Annotated in this window: 22 protein-coding genes; 11 read left to right on the forward strand and 11 right to left on the reverse strand. The window is 71.3% G+C overall.

What is annotated here, in order from left to right:
- Positions 1-242: 242 nt before the first annotated feature.
- Positions 243-476 carry a DUF4177 domain-containing protein gene (locus GTY96_RS36485; protein WP_143903305.1) on the forward strand — a complete coding sequence of 78 codons (234 nt, stop codon included), beginning with the start codon at positions 243-245 and terminating at the stop codon, positions 474-476.
- A complete protein-coding gene (yidD, locus tag GTY96_RS36490; RefSeq protein WP_143903303.1) occupies positions 473-805 on the forward strand; it encodes a membrane protein insertion efficiency factor YidD in 333 nt (110 codons plus the stop codon). Before GTY96_RS36485 ends, yidD begins: the two co-directional genes overlap by 4 nt.
- Here the strand turns inward: yidD and GTY96_RS36495 are convergent.
- The 4 genes from GTY96_RS36495 to GTY96_RS36510 form a co-directional block, all read right to left on the reverse strand.
- Positions 725-2,383 (reverse strand): sensor histidine kinase, encoded by a 1,659-nt coding sequence (locus GTY96_RS36495; RefSeq protein WP_328701126.1) that lies wholly within the window; start codon positions 2,381-2,383, stop codon positions 725-727. The two genes, yidD and GTY96_RS36495, sit on opposite strands and share 81 nt — an antisense overlap.
- The gene (locus tag GTY96_RS36500) at positions 2,380-2,841 is read right to left on the reverse strand and encodes a response regulator (protein ID WP_143903301.1); all 462 of its coding nucleotides are present in this window, start codon (positions 2,839-2,841) and stop codon (positions 2,380-2,382) included. The genes GTY96_RS36495 and GTY96_RS36500 overlap by 4 nt, the downstream gene beginning before the upstream one ends.
- Positions 2,838-6,236 carry a PAS domain-containing protein gene (locus GTY96_RS36505; RefSeq protein ID WP_161667118.1) on the reverse strand — a complete coding sequence of 1,133 codons (3,399 nt, stop codon included), beginning with the start codon at positions 6,234-6,236 and terminating at the stop codon, positions 2,838-2,840. The genes GTY96_RS36500 and GTY96_RS36505 overlap by 4 nt, the downstream gene beginning before the upstream one ends.
- A gap of 253 nt (positions 6,237-6,489) precedes the next feature.
- Positions 6,490-7,407 (reverse strand): DUF4846 domain-containing protein, encoded by a 918-nt coding sequence (locus tag GTY96_RS36510; protein ID WP_407926998.1) that lies wholly within the window; start codon positions 7,405-7,407, stop codon positions 6,490-6,492.
- 186 nt (positions 7,408-7,593) lie between these two features.
- Here GTY96_RS36510 and GTY96_RS36515 point away from each other — a divergent pair, with 186 nt between their 5' ends.
- A complete protein-coding gene (locus tag GTY96_RS36515) occupies positions 7,594-8,196 on the forward strand; it encodes a CDP-alcohol phosphatidyltransferase family protein (RefSeq protein ID WP_143903297.1) in 603 nt (200 codons plus the stop codon).
- 10 nt (positions 8,197-8,206) lie between these two features.
- On the opposite strand, the gene GTY96_RS36520 is transcribed toward GTY96_RS36515, so the two are convergent.
- From GTY96_RS36520 to glpD, 4 genes are all read right to left on the reverse strand, one after another.
- Positions 8,207-8,416, reverse strand: coding sequence for a hypothetical protein (locus tag GTY96_RS36520; RefSeq protein WP_143903295.1), 210 nt, complete (start codon positions 8,414-8,416; stop codon positions 8,207-8,209).
- 62 nt (positions 8,417-8,478) lie between these two features.
- Positions 8,479-9,606, reverse strand: a complete 1,128-nt coding sequence (locus GTY96_RS36525; RefSeq protein WP_161667119.1) for a hypothetical protein — start codon at positions 9,604-9,606, stop codon at positions 8,479-8,481.
- Between the two features lie 192 nt (positions 9,607-9,798).
- On the reverse strand, positions 9,799-11,607 hold the full coding sequence (locus GTY96_RS36530; RefSeq protein WP_143903291.1) for a S8 family serine peptidase: 1,809 nt from the start codon (positions 11,605-11,607) through the stop codon (positions 9,799-9,801).
- A 281-nt stretch (positions 11,608-11,888) separates the two neighbouring features.
- Positions 11,889-13,592, reverse strand: a complete 1,704-nt coding sequence (glpD, locus tag GTY96_RS36535; RefSeq protein ID WP_186001962.1) for a glycerol-3-phosphate dehydrogenase — start codon at positions 13,590-13,592, stop codon at positions 11,889-11,891.
- 208 nt (positions 13,593-13,800) lie between these two features.
- Here glpD and GTY96_RS36540 point away from each other — a divergent pair, with 208 nt between their 5' ends.
- The 4 genes from GTY96_RS36540 (at position 13,801) to GTY96_RS36555 (ending at position 18,390) form a co-directional block, all read left to right on the forward strand.
- Positions 13,801-14,253 (forward strand): hypothetical protein, encoded by a 453-nt coding sequence (locus GTY96_RS36540; protein WP_161667120.1) that lies wholly within the window; start codon positions 13,801-13,803, stop codon positions 14,251-14,253.
- Positions 14,254-14,570: 317 nt separating this feature from the next.
- Positions 14,571-16,781, forward strand: coding sequence for a TonB-dependent receptor (locus GTY96_RS36545; RefSeq protein WP_235686127.1), 2,211 nt, complete (start codon positions 14,571-14,573; stop codon positions 16,779-16,781).
- A complete protein-coding gene (locus tag GTY96_RS36550; protein ID WP_143903285.1) occupies positions 16,781-17,563 on the forward strand; it encodes a hypothetical protein in 783 nt (260 codons plus the stop codon). Before GTY96_RS36545 ends, GTY96_RS36550 begins: the two co-directional genes overlap by 1 nt.
- Entirely contained in the window at positions 17,563-18,390 is an 828-nt protein-coding gene (locus tag GTY96_RS36555; protein ID WP_161667125.1) for a hypothetical protein, read from the forward strand. The genes GTY96_RS36550 and GTY96_RS36555 overlap by 1 nt, the downstream gene beginning before the upstream one ends.
- 96 nt (positions 18,391-18,486) lie before the next feature.
- Here GTY96_RS36555 and GTY96_RS36560 read toward each other — a convergent pair whose 3' ends face one another.
- Positions 18,487-18,687, reverse strand: coding sequence for a hypothetical protein (locus GTY96_RS36560; protein ID WP_143903284.1), 201 nt, complete (start codon positions 18,685-18,687; stop codon positions 18,487-18,489).
- 211 nt (positions 18,688-18,898) lie between these two features.
- On the opposite strand from GTY96_RS36560, the gene GTY96_RS36565 reads away from it, so the two are divergent.
- The 3 genes from GTY96_RS36565 (at position 18,899) to GTY96_RS36575 (ending at position 20,768) form a co-directional block, all read left to right on the forward strand.
- The gene (locus GTY96_RS36565; RefSeq protein WP_143903282.1) at positions 18,899-19,321 is read left to right on the forward strand and encodes a hypothetical protein; all 423 of its coding nucleotides are present in this window, start codon (positions 18,899-18,901) and stop codon (positions 19,319-19,321) included.
- Positions 19,322-19,445: 124 nt separating this feature from the next.
- Positions 19,446-19,790: a DUF7577 domain-containing protein gene (locus GTY96_RS36570; RefSeq protein WP_143903280.1), complete on the forward strand. Its 345-nt coding sequence runs from the start codon at positions 19,446-19,448 to the stop codon at positions 19,788-19,790.
- A 9-nt stretch (positions 19,791-19,799) separates the two neighbouring features.
- Positions 19,800-20,768 carry a tetratricopeptide repeat protein gene (locus GTY96_RS36575; RefSeq protein ID WP_161667122.1) on the forward strand — a complete coding sequence of 323 codons (969 nt, stop codon included), beginning with the start codon at positions 19,800-19,802 and terminating at the stop codon, positions 20,766-20,768.
- A 7-nt stretch (positions 20,769-20,775) separates the two neighbouring features.
- On the opposite strand, the gene GTY96_RS36580 is transcribed toward GTY96_RS36575, so the two are convergent.
- On the reverse strand, positions 20,776-21,075 hold the full coding sequence (locus GTY96_RS36580) for a tetratricopeptide repeat protein (RefSeq protein ID WP_014392969.1): 300 nt from the start codon (positions 21,073-21,075) through the stop codon (positions 20,776-20,778).
- Positions 21,076-21,107: 32 nt separating this feature from the next.
- Here GTY96_RS36580 and GTY96_RS36585 point away from each other — a divergent pair, with 32 nt between their 5' ends.
- Positions 21,108-21,308: a SlyX family protein gene (locus GTY96_RS36585; protein WP_143903276.1), complete on the forward strand. Its 201-nt coding sequence runs from the start codon at positions 21,108-21,110 to the stop codon at positions 21,306-21,308.
- Positions 21,309-21,317: 9 nt separating this feature from the next.
- On the opposite strand, the gene GTY96_RS36590 is transcribed toward GTY96_RS36585, so the two are convergent.
- Positions 21,318-21,761 (reverse strand): hypothetical protein, encoded by a 444-nt coding sequence (locus tag GTY96_RS36590; RefSeq protein ID WP_143903274.1) that lies wholly within the window; start codon positions 21,759-21,761, stop codon positions 21,318-21,320.
- Positions 21,762-21,986: the final 225 nt, after the last annotated feature.

Consider the following 21,986-nt stretch of genomic DNA (forward strand, 5'->3'; position numbering starts at 1 on the left):
CGGCATCCCTTCACGATGAGGCCCGTCCCGCATCCTACCCGGTGCCCCGCTCACACCGGAGGCACCCCAGGCGCCTGCCCACCCTCCAGACAGGCGCACGCAATCCCTCGCGAGCCTGCGTCAGCCCGCCCGCCAGGGCCATCCCTCCCAAGAGGGATGGTCAGAGCCGCGCGCGGACAGGAAGCATGGACTCCTTGCCGCACCTCCGCCGCCAATCCCAGACACCTTGAAAGGAGCACGGGATGTACGAGTACCACGTGGATGCCTTTGTCCCGCCCGCCGCCGGCTGCAACGCCACGGACTCCGGCTGGAACCCCAAGCGCTGCGGTGACTTCGCGAAGTTCCTCAACGGCTACGCCGGCCAGGGGTGGAAGCTCCACTCCAGCGAGTACCGCACCGTGACGGCGAGCAAGGGCTGCGGAACCACGACCGGCTCCTGGCTGGTCTGCGTCTTCGAGCGGATGAAGCAGGGATGAGCCCGCCGCCCGAGGAGGGCCATCCCTACTCCGCCCTGGCGCTGTTTCCCGCGGAGGCCCGCGAAGCCCAGCCCGCTCCAGCCCCCCAGCCCGCGCGCCTTCCCTGGTGGCTCAATCCGCCGTGCCTCCTCGTGGTAGCGCTCATCCTGCTGTACCGCCACGCGGTGCCCCATCGCTGGAAGCGCGAGTGCATCTACGCGCCCACGTGTTCGATGTACGGGCTCCAGTCCCTCCAACGGTACGGCCTGCTACGAGGAGGACTTCGCGCCTGGGCCCGCATCCGACGCTGCGACGACGTGCGGTTCCTCGGGGGGACGGACCTGCCCTGAAGCACGCCAGGCCGCCGTCTCCCGCGAGGGCACGCGGGGCAGGCGCACGGTGAACACCGTCCCCTCCTCCGCCGACGACCGCGCGTCCACCGTCCCGCCGTGGGCCAGCACCAGCTGCCGCACGATGTAGAGCCCCAGCCCGATGCTGCGCTCGGAGCGGCCCACCCGCGTCCCGCGCTGGAGCGGCTCGAAGATGCGCGGCAGCAGCTCCGGCGCGATGGGCTCTCCTCCGTTCACCACGCGCACGACGAGGGCATCCGTCTCTCCGCGGCTCTCCACGCGCACGGGCGTGTCCTCCGGGCTGTACTTCAGCGCGTTGCCCAGGATGTTGGAGAGCACCTGCGCCATCCGGTCCGAATCCCACGCGCCCTGGCCGTCCCCGGTCTGCTCCACCAGCACGGTGCGCTCCGGGTGCGTCGTCCGCGCCTCCTCCACCACCTGCGACGTGAGCGCGTGGAAGTCACACGGCTCCGCCTCCACCGGGATGCCGCCGCCCATGCGCGCCTGGGTGAAGTCCAGCAGGTCGCGGATCATCCGCGTCGCCCGCTCCGCCGCGGACAGGATGCGCGCCGCCGCCTTCGCGTGCCACGGCTGGATGTCCTCCCGCCGCAGCATCAGCGAGGCTCCCGTGAGGATGGCGGCCAGCGGGTTGCGCAGGTCGTGGCTCACGATGCCAATGAGCTGCTGTTCGAACTCCACCCGCGCCTGCGCCTCGTGCACCAGCCGCTGCCGCTCCTCCTCCGCCTGCCGCCGCTCGGTGATGCCGCGCATCGCGCCCACGATGCGCCGCGCCCCTCCGCTCGCCCCGCGCACGATGCAGCCCTGCGCCGCCACGTACGCGTACGACGCGTCCTTGCGCAGCACCCGGTACTCGTCCTGCCACCGGTCGTCGTCGGAATCGAACGCGCGCTGGAGCCCCGCCAGCACCCGCTCGCGGTCCTCCACGTGGATGTGCCGGCGCCACCACGCGGCGTCCGCGGCCACCTCTTCCAGGGGGAAGCCGAAGACCTCCTCCGTCGCGTCGCCAATCCAGTGCATCGCGTCCGTCTGGAGGTCCCAATCCCAGATGGCGTCGAAGCTGGCGTGCGCCACCAACTGGTAGCGCTCCTCGGAGCGGCGCAGCGCCTCCTCCGTGCGCTTGCGCAGCCGCACCCCTTCCGCCTCGCGCAGCGCCCGCCGCACGCTGGGCCCCAGCCGCTCCAGCCGGTCCTTGAGCACGTAGTCGGTGGCGCCGCGCTTGAGCAGCTCGATGGCGCGGTCCTCCCCCAGCGCCCCGGACACGAAGAGGAACGGCGTGTCCGGACACACCGCCTGCGCCGCTTCCAGCGCGCTCATCCCGTCGAAGCCCGGCACGTTGTAGTCCGACAGGATGAGGTCGAACTTCCCCTTCGCCAGCGCGGCGGTGAAGGCCGCGCGGCCCGGCACGCACTCCAGCGTCGAGGGCAGCCCGCCCTCCTCCAACTGCGCGGCCACCAACTGCGCGTCCAGCGCGCTGTCCTCCAGGAGCAGGATGGACAACGGCCGGCCGGCAGCGGGGGCCGGGGTCAGGTCCAGCGCGGCACCGCCGCGTGCGCTCACTTGGGCCCCCCGACACCGGGCGCGCCCGGCGGCGGCTGGTTCACCACCGCCCAGAAGAGCCCCAGCTCGCGCAGCGCGGACACGAAGTCCGGGAAGGCCACCGGCTTCACCACGTAGGCGTTCACGCCCAGGCCGTAGCTGCGCGCCAGGTCCCGCTCCTCGCGCGACGAGGTGAGCATCACCACGGGCACGGCCTTCAGCTCCGGAGCACCCTTCACCTTCTCCAGCACCTCCAGCCCATCCACCTTCGGCAGCTTCAAGTCCAGCAGCACCACCGCCGGGTGGCCGTCCTTCCGGCCCGCGAACTCGCCCTTGCGGAAGAGGTAGTCCAGCGCCTGCTGACCGTCGCGGACCACCACCACCTCGTTGGCCAGATTCACCTCCTCCAACGCCGCCAGCGTGAGCGCCACGTCGTTGGCGCTGTCTTCCACCAGGAGGATTCTCTTGAGCTCGATCACGCGCGGTCTTCCTTCTTCTCCAGCGGAGAAGTCCGGGGCAGGGTGAAGGTGAAGGTCGCGCCCTGCCCCACGGCGCCCTCCGCCCAGGTCCGTCCACCGTGGCGCGACACGATGCGCCGCACGTTCGCGAGCCCGATGCCGGTGCCCTCGAACTCCTCGGCCATGTGCAGCCGCTGGAAGACGCCAAACAACTTGTCCACGTACTGCATCTCGAAGCCCACGCCGTTGTCGCGCACCCATACCGCGACCTCGGTCTCCGTCTCTCGCCCGCCCACTTCGATGAGGGCCTCCGGCTTCGGGCGCGTGTACTTCAACGCGTTGGACAGCAGGTTGTGGATGACCTGCCGCAAGAGGGCCGGGTCGCCCTCCACCGAGGGAAGGGGGGCCACCCGCCACTCCACCTGCCGGCCCGTGGACTCCGGCAGCAGGTCCTTGCGCACTTCGTCCACCAGCGGCCCCAGGTCCACCCGCGTCTGGCGCAGCTCCGCCCGGCCCATGCGGCTGAACGCGAGCAGGTCGTCCACCAGCGTGCCGCCCTGCTTCGCCGCGCCCGCGATGGTGGACAGGTAGCCCCGCGACACGTCATCCAGCTTCGCCGCCGCCCGGCGGTCCAGCAGCTGCGCGAAGCCCGTGATGTGTCGCAGCGGCGCGCGCAGGTCGTGCGACACGGAGTAGCTGAAGGACTCCAGCTCCTTGTTCGCCTCCTGGAGCTGGGCGGTGCGCTCGCGCACGCGCTTCTCCAGCCCCGTGTTGAGGCGGCGGATCTCCTCCTCCGCCTGCTTGAGGCTCTCCAGCGTCCGGCGCTCGTCGTCGATGTCCGTGTTGGTGCCGAACCAGCGCACGATGCGGCCCTCCGCGTCGCGCACCGGCATCGCGCGGGACAGGAACCAGCGGAAGGTGCCGTCCGCGCGGCGCATGCGGAACTGGTCCTCCCACAGCCGGCCCTCGCTCAAGGCCGCCTTGAAGTGGGCCACCACCCGGTCCACGTCCTCCGGGTCATGCACCGACGTCCAGCCCCAGCCCTGCATCTGCTCCAGCGAGGAGCCCGTGTAGTCGTACCAGCGTTGGTTGAACCAGAAGATGCTGCCGTCCGGCTCCGTCATCCAGGCCAGCTGCGGGATGGAGTCCGCCAGCGTGCGGAACTGCTGCTCGCGCTCCCGCAGCTCCGCGGCCAGCGCCTCGATGCGCCGCCGCGCCAGCACCTGCTCCGTCACCTCCCACGACACGGACACGATGCCCTCCACCTGCCCCTCCGCGTTGAGCAGCGGCTGGAAGGTGAGGTTGAAGTAGCCCTCGGGCGCGTCCTGCCCCACCTCGCGGCTCAGGCGCATGGGCACCTCGTGGCCCCGGTAGGTCTCTCCGGTGCGGAACACCCGCTCCAGCTGCTCGACCTGCCCCTGGTCCTTCAACTCCGGCAGGGCCTGGCGCACGGTCAGCCCCACCAGCGGCCTGGAGCCGGTGAGCTTCTGGCGCAGGTCGTTGACCATCTCGAAGATCAGCTCCGGGCCTCGCAGCACGGTGATGGCGGCGGGCAGCTGCTTGAGCACCGCGAACAGGTTGCGCCGCTCCGCTTGAAGCGTCTCGTACAGGCGCGCGTTCTCCAGCGCCACGCTGGCCATCTGCGCCAGCTGCACGGCGACCGTCTCATCCTCCGCGTCGAAGTCGCCCTCCACCTTGTCGGACACCTGCACGAGCCCCAGGTTGCGGCCGTCGTGCCCGACCAACGGCACCGCGAGGAAGCCCTTCAGCGGCAGCGCGGGTGAGGGCGCGGGGACCGCCTGCGCGTACGACGCGTGCTGCCGCAGCTCGTCGCGCGTCAGCCGCAGCGGCCGGTTCTCCTGGCACACGCGGGCGAACAGGCCCCGCTCGTCCACCTCCGTCGCCGCGCCCGGCTCCACCGAGGACAGCGCGGTGAGCGGCGGGCCCGCCTCGCGTCCCTCCACCAGCCGCACCGAGGACTGGTTCGCGCCAATCAGCTTGCGCGCCTTGAGCGTGACCAGGTCCAGGATGGCTTGCACGCTACCGGCCGCGTTGAGCGCCAGACTCGCGCGCGACAGGCCGCGCAGCTGCTCGGTGCGGCGCAGCTCGCCCGCCATCAACCGGGCCCGCTCCGCGTCGGCGCGCTTGCGCGCGGTGATGTCCTGCACGGTGCCCACGAAGCGCACCGGCCGGCCCTCCTCGAAGAGCGTCCGGCCCGTGGCGCGCACCCAGCGCTCCACGCCGTCCTTCAGCCCCACGGTGCGGTACGCGACGTCGTAGTCGCCCCGGCCGGTGGGGTCCCAGCTCAGCGCCACGGCGCGCTGCACGGCGTCGCGGTCCTCCGGGTGCAGGCCCGCGAGGAAGAGCTCATAGGACGCCTCCGCCTCCGGGGGCAGACCGAACAACGCCTTGCAGCGCGCGTCCCACCGGAGCGTGCCATTCACGGTGTCCATGTCGAAGGTGCCCAGCGAGGTGGCCGTCAGCGCCAGGCGCAAGCGCTGCTCGCTGTCCGCCAGCGCGGCCTGCTGCCGGCGCAGGTCCTGGGTCAGCGCCTCCGTGCGGCGTCGCGCGCGCACGAACTCCGTCACGTCGGTGGCCAGGGTGATGATGCCGGCCGCGGTGCCATCCAACTCCACCAGCGGGTGGTAGATGACGTTGAAGAAGACGGAGTCCGGATGGCCGTCGCGCTCCAGCTGGACCTCGAACTCCGGCCGAGAGAAGGGCTGCCGCGTGCGCACCACCTCGCGCAGCACCTCCATGATCTCCGGCTGCGAGTCCATCTCCGGAAACACCTCCCTCAGCGCCTGCCCCGGCCGCACCTTCCGGCCCACCAGCAGCTCGTAGTGGGGGTTGGCCAGCTCGAAGACGAAGTCCGGCCCGCGCACGATGGAGATGCCCACCGGGGCCTGCATGAAGAACGCATGCAGCCGCTCGCGGTGCATGGCCTCCATCGCGTCCCGCTCGCGCTCGCGCAGGGCCTCCTCGCGCTGCTGCACGGCCTCGCGCGCCAGGTGCAGCTCCACGAACATCGACACCTTGGCCAGGAGGATCTCGGGCCGCAGCGGCTTGCGCAGGTAGTCCACCGCGCCGTGCGCGTACGCGGCCAGCCACTCCTTCTCGTCCCCGTCACCCGCGGTCATCAGGAGTACCGGCGTGCGCCGGTTGCGCTCACGCTCGCGCAGCAGGCCCAGCACCTCCACGCCCGTCATGTCGCCCAGGTTCATGTCCATCAGGACAGCGGCGAAGTCCTCGTCCAGCACCCGCCGCAACGCTTCCCGGCCGGACGCGGCCCGCACCAGCCGCTGCCCCAGCTGCGCGAGAATGCCCTCCAGCGCCAACAGGTGCCCGGGGGTGTCGTCGACGATGAGGATGCTGGCCCGAGGTGAGGACCTGAGGAGGGACGCGGCGGAGGACATGGTGGAGGCTCGGGGAGCGGGACGCCTTTCCTTTAGGCTGCTTGCAGGCACGTGGGGGGAGGACGGGCCCGGCTTCGGTGCGTCCCCGTTGACGGCAGGACACCCCTTCAGGCCGCAACCTGCCTTCCCCCTCTCACCAATGCCAGCGGAACCCCGCGATACGCCCCCGTCACCGCCTCCCCGTCTGCCCGGGGACGCGCCAGGGAGGCGCCCGCCAGGAGACGAGGATGTTTCATGTTTCAGGCCGCCGGTCTCATGGCGACGGCAGGCGGCGCAGGGACGCCCTGGGGAAGGACACCCAGAAGGGCGTCGTCACGGAGTCCCCGCCCAGCGGGAACCAGGGGCCGTCCTTCCCCGAAAGGACGTGGAAGTCCTGCGCGGGCGTGAACCCCTGGCCCATCAACGCCACCCGCTCCCCCTTCGCGTTGGTGGCCACGTCCAACACGAGCACCGTGTGGCCGGGACTGCCGCCCAGGACGAAGAAGTCCCCGGGGCGCGGCTCCCCCGTGACGCGCGCGCCCTCCGCCTGGAGGGACAGGGTGCCCGCGTAGGTGAAGAGCAGGTCCAGGTAGTTCCGGAAGGCCGCGCGCGACGCATCGGCCGCGGCGCTGCCCGGCACCCACGTCACCTTCGCGCCAGAGACGCGCGCCCGCTCACCCGCCGAGTAGCGGGGCCACGCCGCCAGATGGCCGCTGGTGAAGTGGTAGGCGATGCGCTCCGGGTGACCGGAGGCCCAGCGCCATTCGGCATGGAGGCGCAGGATGGAGTCCGCGCACTGCTGGAGGTTGACGCCGCCCACGTCCAGCTCCGCGACCGCCGCGAGCCGAGCGTCGGAGGCGGCCAGCACCGTGCCGCCCTGGTAGTCGCGCACGGGGGTGCCCTCGGGCCGCAGGGGCAGGCCGCGCAGCCATGCGCCGAAGGAGCCGGCCTCCACGGGCACGCGCGCGTAGCCCTCCGGAGGCGCGAAGGTCTCCTCCAGCGCACGCACCCGCGCGGTGGCGGGGAGCCACGGATAGTGCGTCCGCTCCTCGGCCGTGGGGGCGTGGGGCTGGACCGTCGCCCGGCCGGCCGCTTCGCAGCTCGCGAGGGGCAGCGCGACAGAAGCCACGGTGGCCAGCACGAGGAACGCGCGCAGGTGTCGCGGGGGGCGGTGGGTTCCCAACGCATTCACGGGGACGAACTCCTGGGACGGTGGGGGCCGGGAGGAGTCCCGGGCCTCCCGCGTGGGACACCGCACGGCCGCCGGCGGGTTCCGGGCGGATGCGGATTCAGGGGGGCGCCCGTGGGAGTTCTTCGCTGGACGCTCGCCATCGCGGACAGGTGCGCCCCAGGTAGCGAGCACTACCTTTTGAAGGCCATGCACCGTCGGGCAAGCCTCGTGCTGCTCAATCTGCTGTCGCTGTCGCGCCTGCCGCTCGCCGCGGCATTCATCGTGGTGTCGGATTCGCGCACGCGAGCCTTCCTGGTGGTGGTGGCGGCGGCGACGGACTTCCTGGATGGATGGATCGCCCGGAACCGGGGGCTGGCCACGCGGCTGGGGGCGCTCATCGACCCGGTGGCGGATCGCGCGTTCATGGTGACGGCCTTCATCGTGTGCCTGCTGGATGGGCTCATCGATCCGGTGGAGCTGACGCTGCTGCTCCTGCGCGACATCGGCACGGCCATCGGCTTCATCGTCGCGAGGCTGCGGCCGGACATGCGGGCCGTCGAGCTCAAGGCGCGGATGCTGGGCAAGCTGGTGACGGCGCTGCAGCTCGCGGTGTTGCTGTGCGTGCTGCTCTACCCACCGCTGGTGCGTCCGCTCGTGGCGCTCGTCGCGCTGTTGTCGCTGGCGTCGGTGGTGGATTACTCGCGGGCGGTGTGGCGCCAGCGTCGGGGGAGGCAATTGCCGCCGTCGCGACCGTCGCCGCGCATTCCCCAAGGGCCCACGGGTGCGCCCCTGGAGTCCGCGCGGAAGTGACGCGGGCGGCTTACGCGGGCGCGGAGTGCGTGTCGGGAAGCAGGGCCAGCCGGGAGCGTTCGCGCTCCATCGCGGCGCGCTCGCCGGGGGACATGGCGTCCCAGACCTCGTCCATCGCGTCGAGAAGCGCATCCGCTTCCGGCGAGTCACCGCCGGGCGCGCGAGCGCGGATGAGGGACAGCTTGTGCAACAGGGTTCGGTATCGGTCGTAGACCGTCATGGTGGAAGCCTCCCTCCCGGAGACGCGAAGGGTCGCGCGCGACTGACGGACGGCGGGCCCCATCACCGGAGGGGGACACCCGCGGCACGGCGGGCCTCGTCACCGGACAGCACGGAGATCTCCCGAGTGTGGCTCCGGCCCACCAGGTTCACGACCGCGCGCACCTTCTCCCCTTCCTTGAGCTCGGTCACGCGGATGGCCTCGCCGTTGCGGAGGATGCGCGTCTGGGTGCCAATCTCCAGCGGCACGCGCGCGCCCGCATCCACGATGACGACCTCCTTCGAGGACACCGAGCGCACCACGCCGCGATAGATGGCATCCACCACGGCGATGCCACCCGAAGCGGCGGGGGCAGGCGCCTGGGCGGGAGGCGCCGTACCCGAGGAGCCCGTGCCGCCCGTGCCCGGGTTCGCGTTCGCGTTGGTGCCCGGGTTGGGCGCCGCCGTGTTCCCCGCCTGCGGGCTCACGGCCGTGCCCGGGTTCGCCACCGCGCCGGTGTTCGGATTCGCCGCAGGGTTCGCATTCGCGGTGCCCGCTGCGTTCGGATACGCGGCCGGGCCAGGGTTCGTCACCGCGCCGGTGTTCGGATTCGCCGCAGGGCCCGAGTTCGTCACCGCACCGGTGTTCGGATTCGCCGCAGGGTTCGCATTCGCGGTGCCCGCTGCGTTCGGATACGCGGCCGTGCCCGGGTTCGTCACCGCACCGGCGTTCGGATACGCAGCCGGGCCAGGGTTCGTCACCGCACCGGCATTCGGATACGCGGCCGGGCCAGGGTTCGCCACCGCGCCGGTGTTCGGATTCGCCCCCGTGCCCGCGTTGCTCGAACCACCGACATCCTGGCTGGGATTCGCGGCGGGATACCCCACGGCGTTCGGGTTCGCGGAGGCCCCCGAGCTCCCATTGGGAGCGCCGACATCAGGGGCCGTCCCAGCGGGGGCCCGCGGCTGCTCCGTCGTCCCGGATCCGCCCGTGCCCTGGGCCGTCGCTGCCGGGGCCTGTGTCTCTGGCGGCTGCGCGGTCGTGGGCGGAGCGTCCTCGTCCGGAGGTGGACGGTCGGTCATCCCAGACTGCCCCAGCAGGACATCCGTCCCCTCCGTCGCCGGAGGGCTCCCGCTCCCCGGCGTCCCCGCGCACATCAGCAGGCAGGCCACGCCCGCGATTCCCAAGCCCAACCAGGTCTCTCGCCTCATGCGCGGCACACCTCCCCTGGAGAAGGTGCGCGCTCCAGGGAGGGGAACCACCGTCTCGGGCGTCAGGGGGTCGCCCCTCCGCCCGCCCTCCGACGAGGACAGGAGCCCACGGCGTCGCGCCTGCCCCGGAAATGAAACGCCCCCGGCTCCCGTGAAGGAACCGAGGGCGCGAGCCGTCGAAGCGAGCCGCCGCTACGGCAGCGGAAGCGGACCGCCGCCCGCGGGCAGCGAGCGCGCCAGCTCCACGGCCTTGGTCGCCTGCACGAGGCCGTGCCCGTACTTCTCGTCGAAGCCCGGCGTCACCTTGTCGTCCAGCGCCGACTTCTCCAGCACCGCGCGCACATGCGCGGCGGAGAGATCCGGCCGGGCGCTGAACACCAGCGCCGCGACACCCGACACGTGCGGGGTGGCCATGGAGGTCCCGGACTCGCGCTGGTAGTCCAGGCCCGTGATGGCCACCGTCACCTCCTGGCCCACGAGCGCCTTGAGGGACGTACCGGACGCCTGCGACACCGACACCGTGGGCACCCAGTGCGAGTTCGCGGAGCCCAGCGTGAAGGTGCCATCGCCATCGTCCGCCACGTTGTTGCCGATGATGACCGCGCGCGCGCCGGCCTCGATGACGTGGCGGGCCTTCTCCTCGAAGAACAGGTCGCCGCGGTCCACGTACGCGACGAAGCCGTCGCAGGTGGCCTCATCACCACAAGAGGCGCGGTCCTCACCCAGGCCGCAGTTCACCAGCCGGCCCGTGTAGGTGCCCTGCGCGGTGTACGAGAGCGGCGAGGAGCTAAAGGGCGTCGAACCCGCGTTCACCGCGGACAGCGACGCCGCGCCCATCACCGTGGCGCTCAGCACGTTCACGCCCGGCCCCACCACGGACAGCTCCTGGCCGAACTGCGAGAAGCTCGCGTACTCGCCCTGCAGGTCCACCGCGCCCACCGCCATCACCGAGGGCATGTACGCCGCCGGATAGGAGATGCCGCGCTTGCCGTCATTGCCGCTCGCCGCGATGGACAACATGCCGTTGCCGTTGGCCCACACCTTCTCGAACATGAGCTGCTCGGCATCGGAGTGATCCGGAGCGCCCAGCGACAGCGAGGCGATCCGCGCGCCCTCTGAACGGCACCAGTCCGCGGCCGCGATGACGTCGTCGGTGCTACCGCCGCCCTTCACGTCCAGCACTCGCGCGACCAGCAGCGAAGCGCCGGGCGCCACGCCCACCACGCCGTTCGGATCCTGCCCGGGCCCCACGCGTCCGCCCGTGCCCGGGCCGAACTGCGCCAGGATGGTCGCGGCCACGTGCGTTCCGTGGCCGCCGCCCACCGTCACCACGCCCTGCGAGACGGTCTGGTCGGACGGGTCGTCGTCGTCCTCCACGAAGTCATGGCCCTTGAGGAACGCCGCCTTCAGCTCCGGGTGCTTGCTGTCCCAGCCGCTGTCGATGACGCACACCTTCACGCCCTCGCCCGTGGGCGCGCCCGCGTCGATGATGCCGTCGTTGTTGGCGTCCCACACCTTCGGGGCCTGGATCAGCTTGAGCCCTTCGGTGTACTCGCCCACCGACCCCTGCCTGCTGAACGCCCCCTGCCACGACGCCACCGGCGGCAGCGTGGGCAGGCCCATCGCGTATACGCGGCGGTTGGGCGACACGGAGAGCACGTCCGGGTTCAGCTTCAGCGCCGCGATGGCCGAGGGCGACAGCCGGGCGGACAGCATGTTCAGGTTCGGAACGCGGCGCTTCACCTTGCCGCCCTGCCGCTCCACGGTCGCCACGATGTCCGCCGCGACGGCCAGCCCGCTGGCGGCCACCTTCGGCTTGTAGGTGATGATCACGCCGTCCGGCTCCTCCGGCGCGCTCAGCGCGGAGGCCGCCTGCCCCGGCAGCGCCTGGTCGGTGGTGCCAGGACAGGCCTGCGGCTCGGGGCCGCCCGTAGGCTCCTTGTCACCGCCGCATGCCACCAGACCGGACAGCCCGAGCCCAAGCAAAAGCCAACGCTTCATGGGATGCATCTCCTTCGTGCCCGGCCTACATGGATACCGCGCCGTGACCGGCCGCCCCCAACAGGTGGCCGGGAAGAACGGGGCAGCACTGCTTCCCGTTCCCGAAGCGATTTAAGCATGGACACAGGACGACTGCTCGGGCGGCTGTCATGCGCCCGACGGGCATCCGGTGCCGACCAAAGTGCGGCGTCCAACGCTCGCGCGGCGCACGCACGCCCGAAGCCGGGCTCCACCGTCCACGGCGTACCGCGTCGGACACGGCCCGGCGCCTCGAGGGAGACTCAGGCGTCCGAGGGATCGACGCCGAAGATACGCTGGGCGTCCACGGCATAGGCCGCCAGCTGTCGCTCCTGCTCGGCGGCATCCCAGCCCAGCAGCGGCGCCATCACCTCCGCGGCGCGGACGGCCGCGGCGCGCCCCTGGTCGCGCGTCTCGAACGCGACCTTGAGGCGGCGGATGAGCAGGTCGGCCAGCGTCTGGACCATCTCATGGGACACGCCCCACGCGGCCTCTGCGCGGCGGTAGGGCAGCCCGTCCACGAGCGGCTCGGCCAGCACCGGCGTCTCGCGAGTGAGCGCCCACACGGCGCGCCAGCGGCTGCCATACGCGCGCACCAGATGGTCACCCGTGGCCGCGTCTCCCACCTCCTCGCGCGCCGCCGCGAGCTCCGCGTCCAGCTTCGCGATGTCGCCTCCCGGCAGGGGGCGCTCGGCGGTGGGGGTCTTGCGGTGGGGCACGGACAGGCGGCGCTCCACGGCGTTGACCACGTCCCGGGCCATGACCCGGAAGGTGGTGAGCTTCCCGCCGCTGATGGCCAGCACGCCGGAGGGACTCACGTCGATGGCGTGCTCGCGGCTGGCGCTGCCCGCGTCGCTGTTGCCGTGGTAGCCGCTGGCGGCCAGGGGGCGGATGCCGGCCCAGGCGCTGACCATGTCCTCGCGCGTGAGGTGTGCCTCCGGGAAGAAGGCATTGGCGGACGCCAGCAGGTAGGCCACGTCCGACTCGCTCGCGCGCACCTCGGCCGGATGGGCGCGCGTCGCCGTCTCCGTGGTGCCGATGAGCGTGAACGCATCCGCGGGCAGGATGAACATCACCCGGCCATCCACGGGGGACAGCAGCGTGAGCGCGTCCTGGATGCCCAGGCGCGAACGGGGCACGGCGATGTGGACGCCCTTGCTGCCGCGCACCGAGGGACCGGAGCGCTCGGAGCCCGAATCCAGCTGGCGGATCTCATCGCTCCAAGGCCCGGTGGCGTTGACGACGGCCCGGGCGCGCACGGTGTGCTCCAGGCCCGTCAGGTGATCCACCACCACCGCGCCCTGCGCCTTGCCATCCTCCAGCACCAGCTGCTTCACCGACGCGTGGTTGAGCACCACCGCGCCCGCCTCGCTCGCGCCCAGCGCGTTGGCGAGCGTGAGGCGTGCGTCGTCCGTGGCCGCGTCGTAGTAGCGCGCGCCGCCCTTGAGCCCCTCCGCGCGGATGCCCGGCTCGGCCTCCACCACCTGCTTGAGCGACAGCCGCTGGTACGCCTTCACGTTGCGGAACAGCGACAGGGCGTCGTACAGCATGAGGCCCGCGTTGAGCTTCCAGCGGGGCACCCGGGCGCCCTCGTAGACGGGCCAGATGAAGGCCAGCGGCCGCACCAGGTGGGGCGCCAGGTTGAGCAGGCGCCGCCGCTCGATGCTCGACTCGAAGACGAGCCCCAGGTGGCCATGCTCCAGGTAGCGCAGCCCACCATGGATGAGGCGGGACGAGCGGCTGGACGTCCCGCTGGCGAAGTCCTCGCGCTCCACCAGCGCCACCTTCAACCCGCGCAGCGCCGCGTCCCGGGCCGCGCCCGCCCCTGTCACGCCGCCGCCAATGACCAGCAGGTCGAAGGGCTCGGCCCCCAGCAAGCGCAAGCGCTCGGCGCGAGAAGGCGGCGGGGCGGGAGTCGCGCCCGTGGAGGCTGGCAGCGAATGGAGCACGGCGGATTCAGAACGCACGCCCTGATTCTATGACGGGAAGTCTTCGGCCGCAGCGGATTTAGATGCAATGCGTCAAGAGATCCACGGGCGCGTGGGACTGAACGGCGGGAGACTGTCCGGCAGCGGGCGGCGGCGGCGGTCTTGCGTGTCCGTGGGAGGACGGATAGGCAGACGGGCGCCTCACCTCACCCGTCCTGGACGCGTCCGCGCGCCACCAACCAACCCCGTGTGGGACTCCCGAGACCGACGCGATCTGGCGCTCCTGGGGCTGTGGGTCCTCGTCTACGGGCTCGCGGTCGCGCCGGTGCTGCACGCGGTGGTGGGGCACGGGGGCGGCCTGGGTGGGCATGCCCACGTCCATGGTCCTGGGGGCCACGTCCACCGCGCGGGCGGAACGGCGTGTGGGCCCGCGGGCACGGCGAAGGCATGTCAGGCGGAGGCCGGGCGGAGCACGCCGGGCCGCGATGACAGCGAGCACGACGACGCCGGCGAGAAGCAGGGCCATGGCCACCGGCACCTGACGGGTTCGGTGGAGCACCTGCTGGCGGTGGCGGCGAGCTGGACGGTGTTCGTCCCACCGGTGCTGCGGTGGGTGTCGTGGCGGGTGGGGCCCGCGCGGGGCCCGGAGTGGTCACCGGGTCAGCGGTTGCGCTCCTCCGCGATGCCGCAAGGGCCATAGCCACATCCACGCCCTTCGCGCGTCCGTAAAGACATCTCGCGACCACGGGGTCCGTCTGGCTTGAGCCGGACAGGGGCCCGCGTGAGCGCGTGTCCTCCGCGGGCTGTCTGTCCATCATTCATCACGTCCTGGAACGCGCCGGAAAGCGCGCCAGGGACGTGCTGTCATTTCCTCGCGCTGCCCCTCCCGTGACCATGTTGCGAATTGCCTTCGCCACGCTGTCGACGTGTCTCCTTCACGCAGCGCCGGGCTCCGTCCCCGGAGCACCGCACGTGGCTGCCGCTGGACATGCGGTCACTGAAGTCATGCCGGAACAGATGCAATCCGGTCATGGACAACCCATTGGAGCGGAAAGCCAGTCAACTCCGCGCGCCTCCGATGACGGCACGGGCGAGGCTCCGCCAGCACCGCCCGCGAACACCGCCGGGACGCCACCGGACACCACCCCCGCCACGAACTCCGCCGCCGGGGAGGAGCCCCCACCCGTCCCGGAGAACGCACGGGCCTCCACGCCCGAGCCCTCCCCGGAGCCTCCCGCCTTTCCGCCGGAGGCCGCTCCCCCGGAGGCCCCCGCGAAGCAGCGGTCCACCGTGGTGCGCGGCACGCGGCCGGCCCGGAGCGCGGCGGAGGTCACCATTGGCCGGGACATCCTCGACACGGCGCCGCGACTGAACGCGGTGGACGTGCTCCGGGTCGTCCCGGGCCTCGTGGCCTCGCAGCACAGCGGCGAGGGCAAGGCCCAGCAGCTCTTCCTCCGGGGCTTCGACGCCATCCACGGCCAGGACGTGGAGCTGAACGTCGGCGGCCTGCCCGTGAACGAGGTGAGCCACATCCACGCGCTCGGCTACGCGGACACCAACTTCATCATCCCGGAGCTCGTCCAATCGCTGGAGGTGACGGAGGGCTCCTACCGCGCGTTCCAGGGAGACTTCGCGGTCGCGGGCACGGTGCGCATGGACCTGGGCGCGAGGGAACAGGGCGTGGAGTTCGCGGGCACGCTGGGCCAGTACGGCCAGCGTCGGCTCGTCGTGACGGTGCGTCCCGGCGAGGACCCCGGCACCTTCGCCGCGCTGGAGCTCGGGGAGTCAGACGGCTTCGGCCCGCAGCGCGGCCATGGCCGGGCGGCCCTGCTCGCGCAAGCCCACGTGGACCTGGGCCACGGCTTGAGCGCGAGGGTGCTGGGCGGCAGCTACGTCACGCGCTTCGACTCGCCAGGAGTCGTGCGCGAGGACGACCTGGAGTCCGGCCGTCGGAGCTTCTACTCCGGCTCCTTCGCCCGGCAGGGCGGCACGGTGTCCCGCCACCAGTTCCTCATCGGCGTGGACCTGCCGCGCGAAGGCACGGCGCGCACGCGACTGGAGGCCTTCGGAATCCTCTCGGACCTGCGGCTGCGCAACAACTTCACCGGCTACCGCGTGGACGACCGGGGCGACGGCCTGGAGCAGACGAACGGAGGCTCCACGCTGGGCCTGCGCGCCGAGCACCGCCGGCAGGTCCTCGTGTACGGCCAGCCCGTCGCACTGGAGCTGGGACTGGGCGGGCGCCGCGACGGCATCCAGCAGACGCAACGCCGTTACCGCGAGACGGACGGCACCTTCTTCGCGGACGAGGTGGACGCGGACATCACCCAGACGGATGTCTGGGGTTACGCCGAGGCCCGGCTCCCCGTGGGCCGCTGGGCCTTCCGACTGGGAGGCCGGGCGGACGCGCTGGGGGTGGAGGTGTTCGACGCGCTGGCCTTCCGCGACCCGCGCTTCTACGACGGGCAGGGTTACTCGCGCAGCGCCTTCGGGGTGCACTGGGGCGCGAAGGCCGGCGTCGAGTACTCCCTCACGGACACCTGGGCGCTCTTCGCCAGCTACGGCGACGGCTTCCGCTCCCCCCAGGCGAGGAGCCTCTCCGAAGGAGAGCGCGCCCCCTTCGTCGACGTTCATGGCGCGGAGCTGGGCACCCGGAGCGACGGCGAACGGCTGTCGTTCCAGGCGAGCGTCTTCGGTTCACAGGTGGCGGACGACTTCTTCTTCGACCACACCGTGGGCACCACGGTCTTCACCGGCCAGACGCTGCGCACGGGCATCTCCGCGGCCCTCCAGTCGCGCCCCCTCCCGGGGCTCACGGCCGCGTTGAGCGGCACGCTGGCGAACGCGACGGTGACGAAGACGGACGCGAAGCTCCCCTACTTCGCGCCCCTGGTCGCCCGAGCGGACGTGGGCTGGGAGAAGCCCTTGTCCGCCATTGGCTCCCTCCTGTCGCTGGGCACGGGCCTCACGCTCATCGGCCCGCGTCCGCTGCCCTACGACGAGTTCAGCCACACGGTGTTCCTCGTGGATGCGGAGGCGGCGCTGCGGCGGGGCGCGCTCGCGTTGCGGCTGGACGTGAAGAACCTGCTGAACACGCGCTGGCGCGATGGCGAGTTCGTCTACAGCTCGCGCTTCGACCCCGCCGCCCAGCCGAGCCTCGTGCCGGCAAGACATTTCACCGCGGGGGCACCACGCGTGGCCTCGCTCACCCTGGAGGTCCACCTGTGATGCATCGAACCCCTGCCCTGCCGCGCACGCTGGCGGTGGCCGCGACCCTGTTGAGCCTGGGCTGCGGCGATGGAACCAAGACGGAAGCGGAGCGACGCACCTTCGGCGTGACGATGACGTCCACCGCGCCCACCGCCCCCAACGAGTACGGCTGGACGGTGACGCCGGAAGCCGCCCAGCTTTCCGTGGGCTCGGTGCGCTTCTACGAAGGCCGGGTGCTGCTGTCGCGGCGAGCCCCGCGCTTCGACTGGTACTCGCTCATCGGAGGCACCGCGAACGCGCACCCCGGCCACTACGTCCCCGGCGACGCGCTGGGCGAGGTGCTCAACGTCCAGACGGTGGACCTGCTCACGGCCGGGGGCGCCTCGCTGGGCGACGCCAACGCGGTCACCGGTTCGTACGGCTCCCTGGAGCTGACGCTCGCGACGCCCACGGCGGCGACGGACGCGCAGAACGTCCTGGGCGGCCACCAGGTGCACGTGCGCGGAAGCGCGACGCACGCCTCCGGAGCCACGGTGCGCTTCGACGCGACGGTGGACCTGCCCAAGGCGATCGAGGGCGTGCGCTTCGAGCGGGAGCTGAAGCAGGAGTCCGGCTTCGTGCGCATCGCGGTGGACTTCGGGAAATGGATGGACCGCATCGACTTCGCCACCGCGTCGCCTCCGGACGCGTCTGGCGTTTCCACCTTCCCCGCTGACAGCCAGGCCCAGAACGGGCTGGTGCGCGGCGTGGAAGACACCAGCGCCTACGTCGTGACGTGGGTGGAAGGAGCCGTGAAATGATGAAGCATTGGCTGATGGGAGTGTCGTGCCTGGGGCTCGTGGCCTGTTCGTCCGGCCAGGGCAACGTGACGTTCACCGCGTACGGAGAGGACTTCATCGAGAAGCAGATCCCCTCGAGCGCCTTCGCGGACGGCTGGAGCGTGAAGTACGACAAGTTCCTCGTGAAGCTGGGCGAGCTGAAGGTCGCCAACCACGGAGGTGACACCGCCGCCGAGCAGACCGCCGCGAAGGTGTACGACGTGCACCGTCCCGGCCCCGTGGAAGTCGCGACGTTCAACGACCTGGCCTCCGAGGAATGGGATGAAGTGAGCTACGCCATCGCCCCTGTCACGGATGCCACCGCGGGCAACGCGACCCCAGAGGACGTGACGCGGATGAACGCCGAAGGCTGGTCCGTCTACGTCGAGGGCACGGCCACCAAGGGCGCGACGTCGAAGCGCTTCCGCTGGGGCTTCCCCACCAACACCCTCTACGAGCACTGCGAGAACGAGGACATCGGCAACGGCGTGACGGTGCCCAAGGGCGGCACGGAGACGGTGCAGCTCACCATCCACGGCGACCACCTGTTCTTCGACGACCTCCAGTCGGCGGACGCGAAGATGCGCTTCGACGCCATCGCCGCGGCGGACAGCACCGGCGTGGTGGGCCCGGATGGGGAGATCACCCTGGAGGAGCTGGCCGCCGTGGACCTGACGTCGCTGCCATCGAACCAGTACGGAACGGGCGGCGCGGGCAGCGTGCGCACCCTGCGTGACTTCGTGACGGCGCTCGTGCGCACCGTGGGCCACTACCGCGGCGAAGGCGAGTGCTCGCCGCGCATCCGCTGAGAGCAGGCCCACGGGACATGGGAGGGCCGGCCCGAACCACGCGGCCGGCCTCACCCTTCCGTCACGGCACTGACGGCCCCGCGAACGGCGCCTGGCTCAGCCGCGCTTCGACGGGTCATTCCCACCCGGCATCCCGCCACCGCCGTGCTGGGGCGGGGAGGACGGCGGGCCATTCGGAGGACGGTTCGGGTTCATCTGGTTGGCGCGATTGTCCTGGGAGGCCTTGTGCTCCGGGCGCTCGGGGTTCTTGGTGTTGGAGCGCTGGTCATTGGGGCTGGGATTCTTGTTCTTGCTCATCGGTCGGCACCCTCCGTGTGTCCGGACAAGGCGCCCGGACGGAAGGCACGGTAGGGAGGGGGCCGCTGGAAGCGCAGGGGCCCGGGGGCGCCCCGCACTGTCGGGCACTGGTCGCTGGGGCTCGCATTCCCGGGGAGGAAGCCCCCGTCACCGGCCCGTCCGGATGCGAAGGAGGAGGCGAATGCCTACTCCTGGCCAGAGGGAGGTTCGCGTGAAGACGGTGACTTACGAGCGCAATGGCCGGACGAACACCGGCGCCCAGGCACTGCGGGTGGAGGGCATGAAGCACCTGCGCGTCCTGGAGCAGGGCGAGCCGGTGGTGGAGCGGGACCTGTCGCCCGAGGAGATCCACCGGCTGGCCCCTCTCCTGGAGTCCCTGCGGCGCGAGCCCGAGCCCGCGCTCCTGGCGCCCCAGGCAGCGGGCCCGGACGGACTGACGGTGACGCTGGCTTTCGAGGACGAGGAGGCACCCCGCCTGCGGCTCGCCACCCAGCGGCTGCCCGCGAAGGGCGCCGGGGGCGGGTATGATCGCCTGCTCGCGGAGCTGGATGCCTTGCTGACAACGGAGCTCCACGCCCGCGCCCCCCGGCACGCGCACGCAGTGCTACCGCACCAGCTCCGCCACGATGAGTGACGGACGCCCACAGCGGTCCAGGAGGACAGGCGCGATGCCCCTGGAGGAGCACGTCGAGGGGAGCACAGCGGGAGGGCAGCCGGGTCCGGTTGCCCCGGCGCCCCGGTTCTGACAGACAAGCAGCATGAAGCGCGTGCAGTTCTCCGTGCACCGCACGGTCGGAGAGGCGCGGATGCTGGCGGGCGCCCTGGAGTCGGCGGGGCTGTCGGTCGACATCCGCGGAGAGTCCCTGGTCCCGTTGAGTGGAGAGATCCCCAGCACGGAGGCCTGGGTGGAGCTGTGGCTGTGGCCCCAGGAGTTGGAGGCAGGCAGACAGGTCCTCGCCGAGCTCCAGGCCAACCAGGAAGCCGCCAACCGTTCGGTAACGTGCCCCCGGTGCAGCGAGGAGAATCCGGCCAACTTCGAGCTGTGCTGGAGTTGCGGGCTGGAGCTGCCCTCGGGCCTGCGTCCCCACCTGCGCGCCGTCTAGGAAGCGGGCATGAGCGAGCTGACGAACGAACCCGGAGTGCGGAACGGCCCGCGGTGGAGCCAGGGGTTGCGAGGCGTCCTGTGGGTGTCCGCGGGAGCGCTGGCCATCCACCTCATCCCGCTCTTCCTGCCCCGGAACATGCCCGAGCAGGAGCTCGCCATCGCCCGGGCCACGGACGACACCGAGAGCCGCCTGCGCTTCCTGGTGCCGCTCAAGCACAATGACAAGGCGACGGCGGCGGACCTGCGTACGGCGGCGGACCTCCTGAAAGAAGGAGCGCCCGCGGAGGCCCACGACCTGGCCCTGGAAGCGGAGCGGAGGGACCCGAACGCGGTGGAGACGCAGCTCCTGCTCGCGAGCATCTGCGACCGGGAGCGGATGACCCGCTGTGTGGAGCAGTCGCTGGCCAAGGCCCAGAAGCTCGCGCCGACGGACGCCAGGGCGGAGCTGCTCCGAGCGGACCTGAGCGAGGAGAAGGGCGACGTTGAAGGCGCCATGGAGGCCTTGTCCCGGGCGTACACCCAGACTTCTGGAGATCCACTCGTAGGCGTGCGCTACGGCCGGATGCTCAGCCGGCTGGGACGACCGGAGGAGGCGCTGAAGGTCTTCACGTCACTGGAGGGAAAGGTGCCCCCGGCCCGGCTCCTGGTGGAGCAAGGTCTGGTGCTCACCAAGGACGGTCGGAGCCGCGAAGCCGTGAGCCTGTTGCAGCAAGCCGTGCAGAAGGATCCAAAGCTGGTGGAAGGCCACTTCCAGCTCGGGGTCGCGTGGTTCCAGTTGGGGAACGAGAACGCCGGCGAGGAAGCCCTGCGGCAGGCGGACCGTCTGGATGTCTCGGACACGCGCGCACTGGCCACGCTCTGCATGCTCCAGGTCAGGGCTGGAAGGCTCGAGGGTGCCCGGCGGACGCGAACGGACCTGGAGCGGCGGTTTCCGCAGCGGATGGACGCCATCCGGGAGCAGTGCCGGTTGCCCTGAACGTCCGTCAGCGGGGCTCCTGGCCCCGAATCTGGCGCAGCATCCGCGCGGAGGCGATGACCGGAGCGTCCACGGAGCCGTCGGCCCGTTCAGTCCGGACCACAGCCTGGAGGAAGGGGATTGCCTCTTCATCGCGGCCCTGCTGGAAGAGCAGCTCCCCCAGCGCGAAGCGCGCCTGGGTGAGGAGGACCAGGTCCTCCGCCGCCACGGCCGCATCGATGGCGTCACTCAGCGCGGACTCAGCCAGCTCAGGCTGTCCGCGACCAAGCAACTCACGGGCACGCTGCAGGTGTTCGAGGGTATTCATGGGGGCTGGTTCCCCTCGCGGAGAAGACGGCAATGGAAGACAAGCGCCTGGTCGAGCTGGAAATCCGCTACACGCAGCAGCAGGAGCTGCTGCAGGAGCTGAGCGACGTGCTCTACCAGCAGGGGCGCGTCATCGACGCGCTCCGGGCGGAGCTGGACCGGCTCAAGGGCAAGCTCGAAGCCGAGCCGGGGTTGGTGGACGCCCGTCAGCATGAGCGTCCGCCACACTACTGAGGCCGCGCCTCAGAACTTGTAGCCCAGCCGCAGGCCGATGATGGGATTCGGCTCGAGGTAGCCCACCTCGATGCCAATGCTCGCGGCCTTTCCCTGGAGCCCAAAGCCAAACGCGGCGTGAGCCTTGAAGGTGTCACCCTTGAAGAAGATCCACGGCCCCGCGAGCCCCTCGATGTAGACGGTCCGCCCCACCCGCGCGCGGATCGAGATGTCCAGGGGGACACCGATGATGTTGCCATCCGTCACCAGCACGGCGCCGAACCGGGCCCCCACGAAGATGGGACCCGCGACGTGCCCCTCGACGCCCAGGGTGAAGTTGAAGGCGGCGCTGGAGTCCACCCAGTAGTCCGCACCCACACCCAGACGAACGCCCGCCTCCGCGTTGGATTGGGCCGGCACCAGCAGGAGCCCCAGCGCGAACAGACCAGCGGCGTAGATTCGTAGCAGTTGCATGCGAGGGAGCTCCTGTCCAGAAGAGGGGGGAGCACCACTCAAGCAAACCCGGGCAGGGTCAGGCCAGCCACAAAGCCAGGCACCCGTACGTTCGCATCCCGTCGGATCAATCCACGAGGGAGAACGCGGCGGAGCCCGTCCTGGTTCAAAGCCCGCAAAGACAAAGCCCCTGGCGCCATGAGGCACCAGGGGCTTTCAAAAAGAATCCGGCAGCGACCTACTCTC

This window comes from Corallococcus silvisoli, assembly GCF_009909145.1.
Lineage (GTDB): Bacteria > Myxococcota > Myxococcia > Myxococcales > Myxococcaceae > Corallococcus > Corallococcus silvisoli.

Excerpts from the sequence above, each read along its gene's own strand:
- GTY96_RS36485 (WP_143903305.1), top strand. The coding sequence starts at position 243 with ATGTACGAGTACCACGTGGATGCCTTTGTCCCGCCCGCCGCCGGCTGC.
- yidD (WP_143903303.1), top strand. The coding sequence starts at position 473 with ATGAGCCCGCCGCCCGAGGAGGGCCATCCCTACTCCGCCCTGGCGCTG.
- GTY96_RS36560 (WP_143903284.1), bottom strand. The coding sequence starts at position 18,687 with ATGAGCAAGAACAAGAATCCCAGCCCCAATGACCAGCGCTCCAACACC.
- GTY96_RS36545 (WP_235686127.1), top strand. The coding sequence starts at position 14,571 with ATGCAATCCGGTCATGGACAACCCATTGGAGCGGAAAGCCAGTCAACT.
- GTY96_RS36590 (WP_143903274.1), bottom strand. The coding sequence starts at position 21,761 with ATGCAACTGCTACGAATCTACGCCGCTGGTCTGTTCGCGCTGGGGCTC.
- GTY96_RS36520 (WP_143903295.1), bottom strand. The coding sequence starts at position 8,416 with ATGACGGTCTACGACCGATACCGAACCCTGTTGCACAAGCTGTCCCTC.
- GTY96_RS36555 (WP_161667125.1), top strand. The coding sequence starts at position 17,563 with ATGAAGCATTGGCTGATGGGAGTGTCGTGCCTGGGGCTCGTGGCCTGT.
- GTY96_RS36515 (WP_143903297.1), top strand. The coding sequence starts at position 7,594 with ATGCACCGTCGGGCAAGCCTCGTGCTGCTCAATCTGCTGTCGCTGTCG.
- GTY96_RS36580 (WP_014392969.1), bottom strand. The coding sequence starts at position 21,075 with ATGAATACCCTCGAACACCTGCAGCGTGCCCGTGAGTTGCTTGGTCGC.
- GTY96_RS36575 (WP_161667122.1), top strand. The coding sequence starts at position 19,800 with ATGAGCGAGCTGACGAACGAACCCGGAGTGCGGAACGGCCCGCGGTGG.
- GTY96_RS36530 (WP_143903291.1), bottom strand. The coding sequence starts at position 11,607 with ATGAAGCGTTGGCTTTTGCTTGGGCTCGGGCTGTCCGGTCTGGTGGCA.
- GTY96_RS36570 (WP_143903280.1), top strand. The coding sequence starts at position 19,446 with ATGAAGCGCGTGCAGTTCTCCGTGCACCGCACGGTCGGAGAGGCGCGG.
- GTY96_RS36505 (WP_161667118.1), bottom strand. The coding sequence starts at position 6,236 with ATGTCCTCCGCCGCGTCCCTCCTCAGGTCCTCACCTCGGGCCAGCATC.
- GTY96_RS36550 (WP_143903285.1), top strand. The coding sequence starts at position 16,781 with ATGCATCGAACCCCTGCCCTGCCGCGCACGCTGGCGGTGGCCGCGACC.
- GTY96_RS36585 (WP_143903276.1), top strand. The coding sequence starts at position 21,108 with ATGGAAGACAAGCGCCTGGTCGAGCTGGAAATCCGCTACACGCAGCAG.
- GTY96_RS36525 (WP_161667119.1), bottom strand. The coding sequence starts at position 9,606 with ATGAGGCGAGAGACCTGGTTGGGCTTGGGAATCGCGGGCGTGGCCTGC.